Consider the following 14,123-nt stretch of genomic DNA (forward strand, 5'->3'; position numbering starts at 1 on the left):
CATGCGCAGCCTGGACCAGTTCGAACCGCTGCCGCCCTATGCCGATCCGCGCATGGCCCTGAAGATGGCGCTGCCCGCCTGGCGGCCGGCGCAGAAGATCTCAGTCACCGAGGCCGCCGAGCGCTCCATGCGGGTGAACGTGTCGGGGCAGTGGCAGCCCTTCCGGCGCGATGTCACGCCCTACATGGTCGAGCCGACCGACATGATCGCCTCGCGGACCTATCGGGGGCTTTCCTTCTGCGGGCCTTCGCAGTCGGGCAAGACGCAGATGCTGCAATCGGCCATCGCCTATACGATCACCGCCGACCCGGGACGCGTGGCGCTGTTCCAGATGACCCGCGAGGCCGCGGCCGAGTTCGAGCGCAACAAGATCTCGCCGATGGTGCGCAACAGCCCGGAACTGCGGGCCCGGCAGGGCAGCGGGCGCGGATCGGACAATATCTACCACAAGCTCTTCACGGGCGGCACGCAGCTGACCCTGGACTGGCCGACAATCACCAAGCTCAGCTCGGCCACCATCCGGCTGGTGCTGGGGACCGACTATGACCACTTCCCCGAAAGCATCGACGGCGAGGGGGATGCCTATTCGCTGATGCGGGCCCGGGCGCGGACCTACCTTTCCCGTGGCATGGTCGTGGTCGAAAGCAGCCCGGGCGCGCCCTTGAAGGACGAGTCCTGGCGCCCGTCCACGCCGCATGACTGCCCGCCGGTGGAATACGGTGTGCTGTCGCTCTATCCGCACGGCACGCGGGGTCGCTGGTACTGGCCTTGTCCGAACTGCGAGGCCGGGTTCGAGCCGACCTTCCGGCGCCTGCGCTACCCCGACAGTGCCGATCCGATGGAGGCCGGAGAAGCGGCGCAGATGATCTGCCCACATTGCGGCCAAGGCTTCGGCCACCAGCTGAAGCGCGAACTGAATGCTGCGGGCCGGTGGTTGCACGAGGGACGCGAGACGGATGCGAACGGCCAACCGACGCTGGTGACGATCGACAGCGGCGAGGTGCGCAAGACCGACATGCTCAGCTACTGGCTCGACGGGGCAGCGGCGTCCTTCTCATCCTGGCGCGAACTTGTGACCACCTATTGCCAGGCGGTGAAGACCTTCGAGGCCACCGGCGACGAGGAGAAGCTGAAGACGGCGATGAACACCGGGCAGGCCCAGCCCTATTTCCCGCGCTCTGCGGTGTCCGACCTGGAGGTGACGGTGCAGGGTCTGCGCGACAAGGCCCGCGGCCTCGATCTGCCGAAGGGTACCGCGCCCCGGTGGGCGCGCTACCTGACCATCTCGGTCGACGTCCAGGGCACGTATTTCTCGGTCGGGGTCACGGCTTGGGGCGAGAACGGTCAGCACATGCCGATCGACCGCTTCGACATCGTCACCCTGCCGGGTGCCGGCGAAGGACGCCGCCTCAAACCCTTCGAGGTCGCCGAGGACTGGGAGGTGCTGGCACCACTGGCCGAACGCAGCTGGCCGGTGGCCGGATCGGACGCGCGCATGACGGCCGTGGCGCTGGCCATCGACCTTCACGGCGGCGGGGCCACCACGGATAACGCCTATCGGTTCTACCGGGGCCGCCGCCGCGAGGGTCAGGCGGGCCTGTGGTACCTGACCCGTGGCGAAGGCGGGCTGAAGAAGCAGGACCGCGTCTGGCTCAAGGCTCCCGAGGCCGCCAGCCAGAAGAACCGCCGCCGCCGCGTCGCAAAGGACATCCAGATCCTGTTCATGGCGGTGGACCGGTTGAAGGACGCGGTCGCAGCCTCGCTCAGGGCCGAGGACGGCATGGTGAACGCCTGCCTGATCCCGGAATGGATGACGCCGGAGGAGCTCGCCGAGTTCACCGCCGAACGCCGCACCCCGGGCGGATGGGAGAAGCGGCCCGGCATCGTGCGCAACGAGAGCCTCGACCACCTGGTCCAAGCCCGCGCCCTGCACATCATCAAGGGTGCGGAGCGGATCGACTGGTCCTCCCCGGCCTTCTGGGCCAGCTGGTCCGTGGAGAACCCGCACCTGTTGCTGGCAGAGGCCGCAGCCGAACCGACGGCCGATGCCGATCCGCCCGCCGGGACGGTGCCGCAGGACCAGCCGACAGACGAACCGATGCGCCCCGCGGCCCCGCCGCGCGCGCCGATCTCCGCCCCCGGTCGCGGGGGATGGATCCAGCAAAGAGGGAAGTGGCTCTGATGGCCTATACCGCGCAGCATCTTGCAGAGCTGAAGGCGAACATCGCCCGGGGTGTCACCTCGCTCGAACTGAACGGCGAGAAGGTGACCTTCCGCAGCCTCGACGAGATGCAGCGCATCGTGGCGATGATCGAGCGCGAGCTGACCCCGATGCCGGTCTCGGGCCTGTTGCTGCCCACGTTCTCGCGGGGCTGACATGAACATCATCGACAAGGTGATCATGGCGATCTCGCCCGCGCGCGGGGCTGCGCGCGAGAAGGCGCGCACCGTGGCCATGCACTATCGCGCCTCGCGTCTCGGGCATCGCAACGAGGGCATCCGCGCCACCAGCGCGGACGCCGACATGGCGGGCCGCAGCCGCCGCATGGTGGCCTTCTATGCCCGCGACATGATCCGCAACTCGCCCTTCGCCGCACGGGTGCAGCAGGTCATCTCCGGCAACGTGGTCGGCGACGGGATCATCCCCAAGGTGCAGGTCTCCAAGGGGCTGCCCGAGGGCGTCCAGAAGCGCATGCGCGACCGGGGGCTGGAGCTGATCGAGGATCACCTCGACACCACCGCCATCGACCGATGCGGGCTGCAAAACTTCTATGGCCTGCAGACCACGGCCATGAACACGGTCATCGATGCGGGCGAGGTGCTGATCCGGCGCCACCGCCCGGCCAGCCGCGGCCTGGACATGCCGTTGCAGATCGAGGTGCTGGAGCCCGACTACATCGACGACAGCCGGTGGGGCCAGTCGCTGGATGGCAACGAGATCCGCGAAGGCATCGAATACGACGCCAACGGCGACCGCGTGGCCTACTGGCTCTACACCCAGCACCCCGGTGGCGAATGGCGGCCGGGCAGCTTTCCCTCGTCTTCCGAGCGTGTGCCCGCCGAGGACATCATCCATGTCTTCCGGGTCGATCGTCCCGGGCAGACGCGCGGCATCAGCTGGTACACGCCCATCGCCGAAAAGCTGCTCAACCTCGACGATTCCGAGGATGCGCACCTGATGCGCCAGAAGATTGCGGCATGCTTTGCGGCGTTTCACCGGGCGGGCCCGGAAGGCGCGCCGCGGACGGATCTGGGCGGCACCCTGCAGCCGGGCGTGATCATGCAGATCACCCAGGACGAGGAGGTCGAGTTCTCGGACCCGCCCGAGGTCGGCGGCTTCGACGAGTTCGGGCGATCGGTCCTGCGGTCCGCCGCCATGGGCGTCGGCATCACCTACGAGGCGCTGACCGGCGATCTGACCGGGGTCAACTTCAGTTCTGCCCGCATCGGGCGGCTGGAGATGGACCGCAACATCTCGCGCTGGCAGTGGCTGATGATGGTGCCGATGTTCCTGCAGCGCTTTGGCGGCTGGTTCGTCGAGGCCTGGGCCGAGGCCGAGGGCGACGAGGAGTTCCAGCGCCTGATCTGGGAAGACCCCAAGACGGTCAGGATGACCTGGGTGCCGCCGCATCGCATCCTGGTCGATCCGGCCCGCGAGTTTGGCGCGCTGAGCGATGCCGTGCGGTCCGGTTTCCAGTCCCGCCAGGGCGTGGTGCGCCAACTGGGCGTCGATCCCGAACGCCTGCTGCAGGAACAGCTGCAGGACAAGGACGAGGCCGACAGGATGGGCCTCCTCTTTGACAGCGACCCGCGCGCCGACCCGGCCCGCAAGACCCTGACCCTTCCCGACAAGGACAAGCCTGATGAATGAACTTCTCCTGACCGGCACGGTGGGCTCCTCGTTCTGGGACGAGGACAGCTTCACCGCCAAGAGCGTCCGCGAGGCCATTGCCGGGATGACCGGCCCGCTGACCGTGCGCCTGAACTCGGGCGGCGGCATCGCGACCGAGGGGCAGGCGATCTACACCGTGCTGAAGAACCACCCCGGCGAGGTGACGGTGATCATCGAGGGGATCGCCGCCTCGGCGGCATCGCTGATCGCGATGGCGGGCGACAGGATCGTCATGCCGCTCGGGGCCATCATGATGATCCATGACCCTGCCAACTGGTACACCGAAGGCCGCGGCACCGAGGATGACCACCTGCACATCGCCAAATCCCTGGCGGTCCTCGCGAACGCCTATGCCGGGATCTACGCGTCGCGGGCCGGCATTCCGGCGGAAGAGGCCCGCGAGATCATGAAGGCCGAGACCTATTTCGACGGCGCGGGCGCGGTCGAGGCGGGCTTTGCCACGGAGACCGACGAGGAGACCGACGCGACCGCCGTGGCGACCTTCGATTATCGCCTCTACCCCAAGGCACCCAAGGGCCTGCGCCGGATTGGCGAAGGTCTCGCGCGGCAGGCCACCGGCAACATGATCACGGCCATGATGGCCGGACCCCACAAACCCAATCAGAAAGGCACCCAGATGGGCAAGCGCACCTCCCCGAAGACGCAGACCTCCATGTCCGATCAGGATGATCCGAACATGGAGGGCGATAACGACACCACCTCGGCAATCGACGATGAGACCACGTCGCAGATGTCGAGCGAGGACGAGACCGACATGTCGGCCGAAGATGTGGCCGAGGCCTCGGACGACGACGAGGCCGAGGCTGAGGGCGATGACGCGGCCACCGCCAGCGAGAGCCCGAACGCCCATGCGACGGCAATCATGAACTTCGCGGCCTCGCGCAAGATCGGCGCCGATGTGGCCATGGACTGGATCAAGAAGGGCCTGACGATCAAGCAGGCCACCAAGGAGTACACCATGAATCAAGCCCAAGGTGGCACGGCCCCGCGCAACGGCCTGCCGCGTGCCTCGATCATGCGCGACGAACGCAGCACCACGCGCGCGGCGATGGCGCACGCGCTGCATGCGCAGATCGCCGGGCGCGAGCCGTCCATGGCCGCCGCGCGGCAGTATATGGACATGTCGCTGGTCGAGATGGCAGCGGCCTCCTGCGGTCACCGCGGCAAGATCCGCTCGGCGGGCGACAAGATCAGCGTCTTCATGGCCGCCTCGCATTCGACCTCGGACTTCCCCGCCATCTTCAACAATGCCCTGAGCAAGGTCCTCCTGGAGCGCTACAGCGCCTTCCAGCCGACCTATCGCGCCATTGCCAAAAAGCGCAACTTCCGCGACTTCCGGCCCACGCCCCTGATCCGCACCGGCGATTTCCCGATGCTGCTGCCGATCCAGGAGACCGGCGAGATCAAGTGGGGCACGTTCGGCGAGAGCGGCGAGACTGCCGTCCTGGTCCCCTATGGCCGCGGGCTGACCATCAGCCGCCAGATGATGATCAACGACGACCTGGGCGCGATCGACGACATGCTGTCGAGCTATGGCGAGACGGTGGCCTTCTTCGAGGAACAGACCTTCTACCGCAACCTGCTGGGCGCGCGGATGGCCGACGGCCAGCTGATGTTCCATGCCAGCCGCAACAACGTCGCGGCCGCCGGCACCCAGATCACCGCCGCCGCGCTCTCTGCCGGGCGCGCGGCCATCCGCAAGCAGAAGAGCATCGACGGCGCGCCGCTGAACCTGGCGCCCGCGATCCTGCTGGTCGGCCCGGAACAGGAAACGGCCGCCGAGATGATCGTGGCGCAGATCACGGCCACCGACAGCGGCTCGGTCAACCCGTTCTCGGGCAAGCTGCAGGTGATCGTCACCACCGAGATCACCGACAATTCCTGGTATCTGCTGTCCAGCCGCGCCCCGTGCTGGATCTATGGCTTCCTCGAGGGCCAGGAGGCACCCCGCGTGCGCACCGAGGAGCCTTTCGGCACCCAGGGCTTCTCGATGACCGTCGAGCATGACTTCGGGACCGGCAACGCCGACTTCCGGGGCGGCTGGCGGAACCCGGGCGCCGCGCCCGCCTGATCCCCGACAACCCGTCTGACCTGACAGAGAGCCGCCCGCGAGGCGGCTTCTGTCGTTGAACCCCCAGAGGAGAGATCCCGATGAAGAACTATCTGCAGAAGGGCGAATCGGTCACGATCGTCGCCCCCCACGCGGTCGCCTCGGGCGGCATGGTCGTGTCCGGCCTGCTGGCGGGCGTGGCCGGCCATGACGCCGAACAGGGCGCCCCCGTCGAGGCGCATCTGCAAGGGTGCTACGCCCTGGCCAAGATCTCGGCGCAGTCCTGGACCGTCGGGCAGCCGATCTACGTCAACGCCACGAGCCGCCTGGTCACGAACGTGCCCGTCGCCGGCGCCATCCTGATCGGCGTGTCGATCGAGGCCGCGGCCAACCCGTCGCCCACGGGTGCGGTTCGTCTGAACGGTGCGATCCCGGCTGCCGCTGCCACCTGATGACCCGTCTCTTCAACGGCCTTTCGGGGATCCTCGCCGGTGCCTTCGGCGCCACCGTGCAATACGCTCCGCAGCGGGGTGCCTTGCGCGACATCGGTTCGATCTTCCGCGAGCAGCCGATCGAAGTGACCGGCGCGGATGGCCAGGTCGTGCTGATCGATGCACCGACCTGGCGGGTCGAGAGGCAGCTGGTGCCGGAGCTGGCCCGCGATGACCAGATCCTCGTGCCCGACGGACGGCTCTTCAAGGTGACGGCGGTGCATCGCAGCGGATCGCCCGCGGAAGATGGTTTCGTCATCGCCGAGCTGCACCGGGTGGAGCCCTGATCATGGCCCATTACCGCAGCCTCTTCCGGGCCACCGCGCGGGCGGCGCTGGCCGCCCATCCGCATTTTGCCGGCGTGCGGATCCTGAAGGTCTGGCCGGGCAGCGTCGATGCCGCCAGCCTGCCGGTGATCGGCGTCCTGACGCCGCAGGAACCGAGCGGGCGCGACAGCCAGCGATCGGTGACCCGCCGCACCCTGTTGCAGATCGCGCTGCGCCGCATCGGCGGCGACGAGATCGAGGACGTGCTCGACGAGGACAGCGCCATGATCGAGGCGATCATCAACGATGCCCTGCGGTCTGGCGCGACCCGCGCCCAGCTGGAGGAGACTTCGATCGTCAGCCACAGCCAGTCGGAGGCCTTCGTCGGCACCCTCGTGATGAGCTTCCGGCTGCAGACCTGGCAGCCGGATGCAACCCTGACCTGAACCCAAACCAAGGAGCATGACGCATGGACGGCATGATCGGCTATGATTCCACGGTGCGCATCGGGCGCACCCCCTCGGGCGGCGGTGCGCCCGTGATGACCGAACTGGCGCTGGTGGGCGATATCGAGGCCCCCGACGAGCAGGTCGACGAGGTGCAGGTCACCCATATGAAGTCGCCCGGCCGCCGTCGCCAGTTCATCGCCGGGCTGATCGACAGCGGCGAGGTGACCGTGCCGATGAACTACATCCCCGGATCGCCCACCCATCTGCTGCTGAGCGAGATCAAGGCATCGGGCGAAGAGGTGCTGATCGAGTTCACGCTTGGCGCCAAGGGCGAGCCGGAGACCTTCAGCGGCTTCCTGAAGGGCTATGCCCGGACCGCGCCCATCGACGACAAGATGACCGCCAGCGCCACCTTCCGCCTCTCCAGCTTCATCATCGCGGAGTGATCCCATGGCACAGTTGACGGGGATCATCGAGGCCAAGCATGCCGGCGCGACCTACCGACTGACGCTTGGCATGTCGGGGCTGGCCAGGCTGCAGGAGGAATATGGCAAGGGGCTGGAGCCACTGATCGCCATGGCCCAGGAAGGCCAGGCACCGGACTTCGCCGTGCTGCTGCGGGTCACCCAGGTGGCGCTGGAACGCTTCCACCCCGACGCCGACCCCTATTTGGCCGATGACCTGCTGGCGGCCGATGTCGGCATCGCCGTCGCGGTCATGAGTGCCGCCTTTGCAGGGCTGCAGGCGGCCACGCCGGGAAAGGCCGGGGGCGCGACCGCGTCGGGAAAGGCCACCGCGCCCCGCGGCAAGGCAAAGCCCGGCAAGCGGGGCTGAACATTCCCGAGCTTTACGAGGCCTGGCTGACCCTCGGCCTCGATCCCGACCGGTTCTGGCTGATCACCCCCGGCCTCTACATGATCGAGACAGGTGCCGCGCGGGCCCGGATCGAACGGCAGGACGAAATGACCCTGACCGCCGCCTGGCTGACCGCCAGCCTGCAGCGCGCCAGGAAGATCCCGCCGCTGAAGACGCTCTTGGGCCGGTCCGATGCAAAACCCGATATCGGCTTCTACCTGGACGGCGCCAAGGCCGCGCTGCCCAAGGTCCGACTGAGCGACTGGATGGCCGGCAAGGCCAACACCCCGCCCCCCGAATGACCCCGCCCCCTGAACAACGGAGAATGCCATGTCGTCATCGCGTCTGATCGGTCGGCTTCGGGTCGTCATGGGGCTGGACGATGCGCGCTTCCGGCAGGGCCTCGGCGATGCCGCGACCGGCATGCGCCGGCTTGGCCAGGATCTGCAGCGGATCGGGGCCGGCATCTCGGCCCGGGTCACGGCCCCGATCCTGGCGGCCGGGGCGGCAACGACCGCCGCCTTCGTCACCAGCGCCGACAGCCTGGCCGATCTGCAGCGGCAATCCGAGCTGGCGGGGATGTCGGCAGAGGCGTTCAAGGTGGCCGCGATGACCGTGCAGGATTACGGCATCGAGCAGGACAAGCTGGCCGATATCCTGAAGGACGTGAACGACAAGTTCGGCGACTTCGTGGCCACGGGCGCCGGGCCCTTGGCCGACTTCTTCGAGGAGATCGGCCCCAAGGTCGGGCTGACCATCGACAGCTTCAAGGGGCTGTCATCCTCGGACGCGCTGGCGCTCTATGTCACCGCGCTGGAAGACGCCAATGTCAGCCAGGCCGAGATGACCTTCTACATGGAGGCGCTGGCCAGCGATGCAACTGCCCTGATCCCGGCCTTCCGCAACAGCGGCGAAGAGATCCGCCAGACCGCCAAGCGCGCCCGCGAGCTGGGCCTCGAGATCGATGAGAGCCTGATCAAGGGCGCCCGCGATGTCCGCAAGGATTTTGCGCTGGTCTCCGGGGTTCTCTCGACGCAGCTGCAGCAGGCGCTCATCGGCCTCGCGCCGGTCATGGCTACGCTGATGACCGAGCTGACGCCGCTTCTCGAGGGGATGATGCAGGGGGTGGCACGGCTGGCCGAGTTCACCGCGAAGCTGGCCGCGGCCAGCCCGGAGGCGCTTGGCTGGGGCATCGGCCTCACGGTCGCGGCCGCCGCCATCGGTCCCTTCCTGGCGGGCCTCGGCTTCATGATCAGCGGCATCGTCTCGGTCGGCAGTGCGCTGGCGAAGGTCACGGCGCTCCTGATGGCCAACCCGATCGGGCTGGCCGTGGCCGGCATCGCCGGGGCGGCCTACCTGGTCCATCGCAACTGGGACGCGGTCGGGCCGTGGTTCGCACGGCTTTGGGACGACGTGCGCCAGATCTTCTCGGGCTTCGGCCAATTCCTCTCGGGGGTCTTCAAAGGCGAATGGTCGGGTGCCATCGACGGGCTGAAGACGGCCTGGGACGGCCTCACATCCTATTACCAGAACCTGTGGGACGGCATCAGGGGCGTGTTCACCGCGGCCTGGGAAGAGGGCATCAAGCCCATCACCGACAAGCTGGGCATGACCGATGACATCCAGCGGGGCTGGGAACGGCTGAAGAGCTTCTTCACCACCCTCTGGGACGGCATCGTCGCCGCCTTCGAGGCGGCATGGGCCCGGATCGAGCCGATCGTCACCAAGGTCTCGAACGCCGTCACCGCCGTCACAGAGGGCCGCAACCGCCTGCTGGGCAGCCGCGACGGCCCGATCAGCAGCGGCTATGACCCTGCGACCGATCCCGGCGATGCGGGTCTGATCCTGCCGCCGGCCGGGGGCGATGTCGCGGCGGGTTACGCCGACGGGGTGAATGCTGGCCAGGGGGCAGCTTACCAAGCCGGGGCAGCCCTTGGTGCTGCCACCGAAGAGGGGCTGCGCGATCAGACCGAGACCCGCTCGCCCTCGCAGCTGATGCGGCGCATCGGCAGCTACCTGAGCCAGGGCCTGGCCCTCGGCATCGGCGAGGGGGCCATGTCGGTCAACGTTGCCGGCGCCGGGCTCGGGCAATCCTTCGCCGACACCCTGACGCCCTACTTCCAGCGGGTGATCGATGGCACGATCAGCGTGAGGGACGCCTTTACGGGCATGCTTTCAGATATGTCCGCGCGGCTGATGTCGAGCGGCCTGAACCGGATCCTCGGCGGCATCGGCGGGGCGCTCTTCGGCAGTGGTGATGCCGTTGCAGGGGCACTGCAGGGCGCAGGCCTGAACGCCGTCCCCGCCTTCGCGCGCGGCACGCCCTTCTCCCCCGCGGGCCTTGCACGGCTGAACGAACGCGGCGGCGAGATCCTGAACCTGCCGCGCGGCACGCAGGTGATTCCGCATGACATCTCGAAGCGCATGGTGGATGGCGCCGGGAGTGGCGAACTCGTCGTCCGGCTGCAGCTCTCCGACGATCTCGATGCGCGGATCATGCGCGGGGCGGACCGGGCGGCGAATGTCAGGGTCGAGCGCTTCGCCAGCGCCGAGCTGCCGGGGCGGGTCTCGGAGATCCGGCAATATGAAGAGGAGCGGATGTGATGGCGCTGATCGACTGGCCCGCCGAGCAGTTCCGCATGTCGATGACCAGCTATCACATCGACTGGACCAGCCGCAGCGCCGGGCGCGGGCTCTCGGGGCATGAACAGGTCATCTCCAGCGGCACCGGGGCCTGGCGGTTCCGCTTCGGCCTGATCATCGAACCCGACAGCGACCGGCTGAAGCGCTTCGAGGCGCTGGTCTCGGAGATGCGCGGCCGGCTCAACACCGCCGTGATCCCGCTCCACGACCGCTTCGCCTATGACGCGGCGCTGAGCCCCGCGCAGGAGCGCTGGCAGGACCAGACCTGGTTTGCTGACACCACCGGCTTCACCGATGGCCGCAGCGTCGAGCCGATGATCACCACCACTGCCGCGGCCGCGGGCGCATCCGAGCTGAGCGTGGCCCTGAGTGATCCGGCGCGCCCTTCGTTCCGAGTCGGCGATCTCTTCAGCGTAAAGGGCTTCGTCTACCGGGTGGTGCGGCGCAATGCCGGGGGCTGGGTCAAGGTCGAGCCGCCGCTGCGCGCCGCCATCCCGGCCGGCACGGTCCTCAAGACCGATCCGCCGGTGGCCTATGCCAAGTTCGCCACCGATGGCGAGGGCGAGCGGGCCCGGGACCTCTTGTCCTGGGGCGAGCCGGTGACGCTGACCTTCGTCGAGGAGTTCGACCGGTGAGCTTCACGCCCGCGCAGATCGCCTTCCTGGAGGCCAATCGCGACGCCATCGAGGCGCGGCGCAGTTTCGAGATCGGCTTTGCCTCCGGCACGCTGCGGCTGATCGAGGGCAGCACGCCCTGGCATGACGGCACCCATACCTGGCTGGCCGCTCACGGGGTCATCGAGGCCTCGGGGATCCGCGCCTCGGGGGTGATGGACGCGCATCCGGCCAAATACCGCTTCGGCGCGGTCAGTCCGGCGCTGTCGCTGGCGCATATGAACGACGAGGCGGAATGGCGCGATGCGGTGATCCACCAGCGGCTCCTGCTCTTCGTCGAGGGCGCGGTCGTGGGGCCGGCCATCCACATCCACCGCGGCCGGATCTCGGATATCCGCCGTCCCGAGACGGAGACCGACGATTACTTCGCCATCACCGCCGAAGGCCCCTTCCGCGACCGCAATGCCACCTTCCTCGGCAAATACACCGATCGCGACCAGCAGATGCGCGCCCCCGGCGATCGCGGCTGCGAATATGTCGCGCTCTACGAGACCAGCGGTGCAGAGTTCACCGGATGGCTGCAGCAGTGAAGGGTGGGAGTTTGAACAGCCGTCGAGTTGTTAGGGATATGGCTGGGTGATTGGCCCAGTAGATATGCCAGGACCCGCAAGGTGGGATTGTTACCGCTCTCTCTTGCAACCCTCTGGTCCGCCTCGGTGTTGAGATCGAAGGGTAAATGGAGAGAGGCTTCCATCATGATCCGCATCTTCGCCGCTGCAGCGCTCGTCGCTACGACCGCGACCGTTTCCGTTTCGCAAGAGGTTGCGCCATATCTCGATGACCGCTCGACGGCGGAACGCGTGGTTTCCTCGCTTTACAATGCCATCGACCGGCAAGAATACCTGCGCGCGCACAGCTATTTCGATCCGGAAAGCGCCCCTGATTACGATACCTTCCGCGAGGGGTATGCCACGACACAGAACGTCAGCTTGCGCCTCGGTGAGACCAGCAGCGACGGCGCTGCAGGAACGATTCATTTCGCAGTGCCTGTCGCGATCGAAGCTGTGACCGACGAGGGCACCGCCGTTTTCACAGGGTGCTATTACCTCAGCCAGGTGCAGCCCGCCGTGCAGGAGGTTCCGCCTTTTCGTCCGATGGGCATCGATAGCGGAAAGCTCTCGAAGGTTGATACTCCTTTCGAGACGGCCATGGGCGAGTGCGATATCTGAAGATCAAGCTGGTCTTGGCATTCGATCGATCAGCTTCGGTTCAACGCTGACGTGAACTGATCCGACTTTTCGCAAACATCGACGCATACACGTCAAACTCACCATCAGCCCGGCCCTCCTGGTCCGGGCTTTTGCCATTCCGAGGCCCCGCCATGTCCGCAGACCTTTCCGCCTACCTGACCCGCGCGACGGTGCTGCCCTGGGTCTGGGGGCGGAGCGACTGCACGATCTGGGTGGCGGACTGGTGCCTGCTGCGCTTCGGCTTCGACCCGGCGGCGGGGTTTCGCGGGCGCTATGACGACCGGGCCGGCGCGGAGGGGCTGATCGCCGCGGGGCTGGCCCGCACCATCGCGCCCTGCATGACGCCGCTGCGGGAGACCCGCGACCCGCGCCCCGGCGACGTCGGCATCATCACAATCGGCGGGCGCCAGGTGGCCGCCATCCGCACGGGACCCCGATGGGCGTTCCGCACCCTGCGGGGCCTGGGCGAAGCCCCCGCGCCACCCGTCATCTGCTGGGGAGAACCATGCCGCAAGCCATTCCGGTCGTGATCGCCATCGCCAAGACGGCGGTCGGCAAGATCCTGATCAGCACCGCCATCAATGTCGGCATCGGCGCGCTGCAGGCGCGGCTGAACCGACCGAAAGGACCGAAGCCCCGCGACCTGCAGACCCAGATCCGCTCGGGCTCCGCGGACCGGGTGCAGCATTTCGGGCGGGTCCGGACCAGCGGCACGCTGGTCTTTTCCGACTACAAGGTCTTCGAGGATCCGATCGAGATCCTCGGGATGACCATCCCGCGCGGCAAGCGCCGCGCCTATGTGCTGCTGGCCATCGCCACCGGCGGCATCTCGGGGGTGGAGCGCTGGTACCTGGACGGCAAGCCGGTCGCGGTCGATGGGGATGGCTATGTGACGACGCCCCCCTGGGATGGCGGCAAGGTCCGGCTGCAGCTGCGCCGCGGGCTGCCGCCAGAGGCGGCGGGCGGCGACTGGCCCGAGCTGCACGCGGCCTTCCCGACCCGCTGGACGGCCGAGCGCCACCGGCTGGAGGGGGTGGCCACCATCCTCGGCACGTTTGACGCCGTGAAGCCCGAGGAGATCAACGACACCTATCCCGGCGGCCGACCGCCCGAGATCAGCGCGGTGATCCGCGGCACGCCCTGCCATGAGCCCGCCACCGGCAACGCGAGCTTCACCACCAACCCGATCCGCCACCTGCTGCATTACCTCTCGGATGCCGGGACCGGGGCGATCCCCATCGCCGAGTTCGACCTGCCATCCTGGTTCGCGGCCATTGCCGATTGCAACGACGCGCTGCCCGGCCTGGCCGGCCCCCGCCCGCGCTACGAGGGCGGCGGCAGCTACGCGCTGAACGAGCCGGTCAAGGATGTCGCCCTGCGGATCCTCGAGAGCGTCGGGGGCGAGCTGTATTTGGCGCAGGACGGGCGGATCGGGGTGCGGGTCGCCAGGTGGCGCGCCCCCACCGCCATCATCGACGAGGCCAAGATCGTCAGCCTCGATTGCGGCCCGGGTCGCGCCAAGCTCGACCGGATCACCACGCTGGTGCCCGATTACATCGAGCCGTCGCTGGATTACACCGCCACCACCGCCG

15 protein-coding genes and 1 pseudogene are annotated in these 14,123 nt (G+C 67.9%); all 16 read left to right on the plus strand.

Features of this window, described 5'->3' with window-relative positions:
• Position 1: 1 nt before the first annotated feature.
• Positions 2-2,182, plus strand: coding sequence for a phage terminase large subunit family protein (locus DKT70_RS12570; RefSeq protein WP_111559456.1), 2,181 nt, complete (start codon positions 2-4; stop codon positions 2,180-2,182).
• Positions 2,182-2,376 carry a phage head-tail joining protein gene (locus DKT70_RS12575; RefSeq protein WP_111559457.1) on the plus strand — a complete coding sequence of 65 codons (195 nt, stop codon included), beginning with the start codon at positions 2,182-2,184 and terminating at the stop codon, positions 2,374-2,376. The genes DKT70_RS12570 and DKT70_RS12575 overlap by 1 nt, the downstream gene beginning before the upstream one ends.
• 1 nt (position 2,377) lies before the next feature.
• Positions 2,378-3,871, plus strand: coding sequence for a phage portal protein (locus DKT70_RS12580; protein ID WP_111559458.1), 1,494 nt, complete (start codon positions 2,378-2,380; stop codon positions 3,869-3,871).
• Complete coding sequence (locus tag DKT70_RS12585; RefSeq protein ID WP_111559459.1) at positions 3,864-5,984, plus strand: head maturation protease, ClpP-related; 2,121 nt, start codon at positions 3,864-3,866, stop codon at positions 5,982-5,984. Before DKT70_RS12580 ends, DKT70_RS12585 begins: the two co-directional genes overlap by 8 nt.
• Positions 5,985-6,064: 80 nt before the next feature.
• A complete protein-coding gene (locus DKT70_RS12590) occupies positions 6,065-6,415 on the plus strand; it encodes a DUF2190 family protein (RefSeq protein WP_111559460.1) in 351 nt (116 codons plus the stop codon).
• Positions 6,415-6,741, plus strand: coding sequence for a head-tail joining protein (locus tag DKT70_RS12595; protein WP_111559461.1), 327 nt, complete (start codon positions 6,415-6,417; stop codon positions 6,739-6,741). Before DKT70_RS12590 ends, DKT70_RS12595 begins: the two co-directional genes overlap by 1 nt.
• 2 nt (positions 6,742-6,743) lie before the next feature.
• On the plus strand, positions 6,744-7,166 hold the full coding sequence (locus tag DKT70_RS12600; protein WP_111559462.1) for a hypothetical protein: 423 nt from the start codon (positions 6,744-6,746) through the stop codon (positions 7,164-7,166).
• A 23-nt stretch (positions 7,167-7,189) separates the two neighbouring features.
• Positions 7,190-7,615: a phage tail tube protein gene (locus DKT70_RS12605; protein WP_111559463.1), complete on the plus strand. Its 426-nt coding sequence runs from the start codon at positions 7,190-7,192 to the stop codon at positions 7,613-7,615.
• 4 nt (positions 7,616-7,619) lie between these two features.
• Complete coding sequence (locus DKT70_RS12610) at positions 7,620-8,003, plus strand: hypothetical protein (protein WP_111559464.1); 384 nt, start codon at positions 7,620-7,622, stop codon at positions 8,001-8,003.
• Between the two features lie 80 nt (positions 8,004-8,083).
• Positions 8,084-8,326: a hypothetical protein gene (locus DKT70_RS12615; RefSeq protein ID WP_111559465.1), complete on the plus strand. Its 243-nt coding sequence runs from the start codon at positions 8,084-8,086 to the stop codon at positions 8,324-8,326.
• A 28-nt stretch (positions 8,327-8,354) separates the two neighbouring features.
• Positions 8,355-10,628 carry a phage tail tape measure protein gene (locus DKT70_RS17805; RefSeq protein WP_146612637.1) on the plus strand — a complete coding sequence of 758 codons (2,274 nt, stop codon included), beginning with the start codon at positions 8,355-8,357 and terminating at the stop codon, positions 10,626-10,628.
• On the plus strand, positions 10,628-11,302 hold the full coding sequence (locus DKT70_RS12625; protein WP_111559466.1) for a hypothetical protein: 675 nt from the start codon (positions 10,628-10,630) through the stop codon (positions 11,300-11,302). The genes DKT70_RS17805 and DKT70_RS12625 overlap by 1 nt, the downstream gene beginning before the upstream one ends.
• Positions 11,299-11,871, plus strand: a complete 573-nt coding sequence (locus DKT70_RS12630; RefSeq protein WP_111559467.1) for a hypothetical protein — start codon at positions 11,299-11,301, stop codon at positions 11,869-11,871. The genes DKT70_RS12625 and DKT70_RS12630 overlap by 4 nt, the downstream gene beginning before the upstream one ends.
• A gap of 165 nt (positions 11,872-12,036) precedes the next feature.
• Positions 12,037-12,510 carry a hypothetical protein gene (locus DKT70_RS12635; RefSeq protein ID WP_111559468.1) on the plus strand — a complete coding sequence of 158 codons (474 nt, stop codon included), beginning with the start codon at positions 12,037-12,039 and terminating at the stop codon, positions 12,508-12,510.
• A 152-nt stretch (positions 12,511-12,662) separates the two neighbouring features.
• Positions 12,663-13,061, plus strand: a complete 399-nt coding sequence (locus DKT70_RS12640; protein WP_111559469.1) for a DUF6950 family protein — start codon at positions 12,663-12,665, stop codon at positions 13,059-13,061.
• Positions 13,037-14,123: pseudogene (locus DKT70_RS12645) on the plus strand (hypothetical protein); the annotation flags it as partial. The gene DKT70_RS12640 and the pseudogene DKT70_RS12645, both read left to right, overlap by 25 nt.

Source organism: Paracoccus sediminilitoris (assembly GCF_003259195.1).
GTDB lineage: Bacteria > Pseudomonadota > Alphaproteobacteria > Rhodobacterales > Rhodobacteraceae > Paracoccus > Paracoccus sediminilitoris.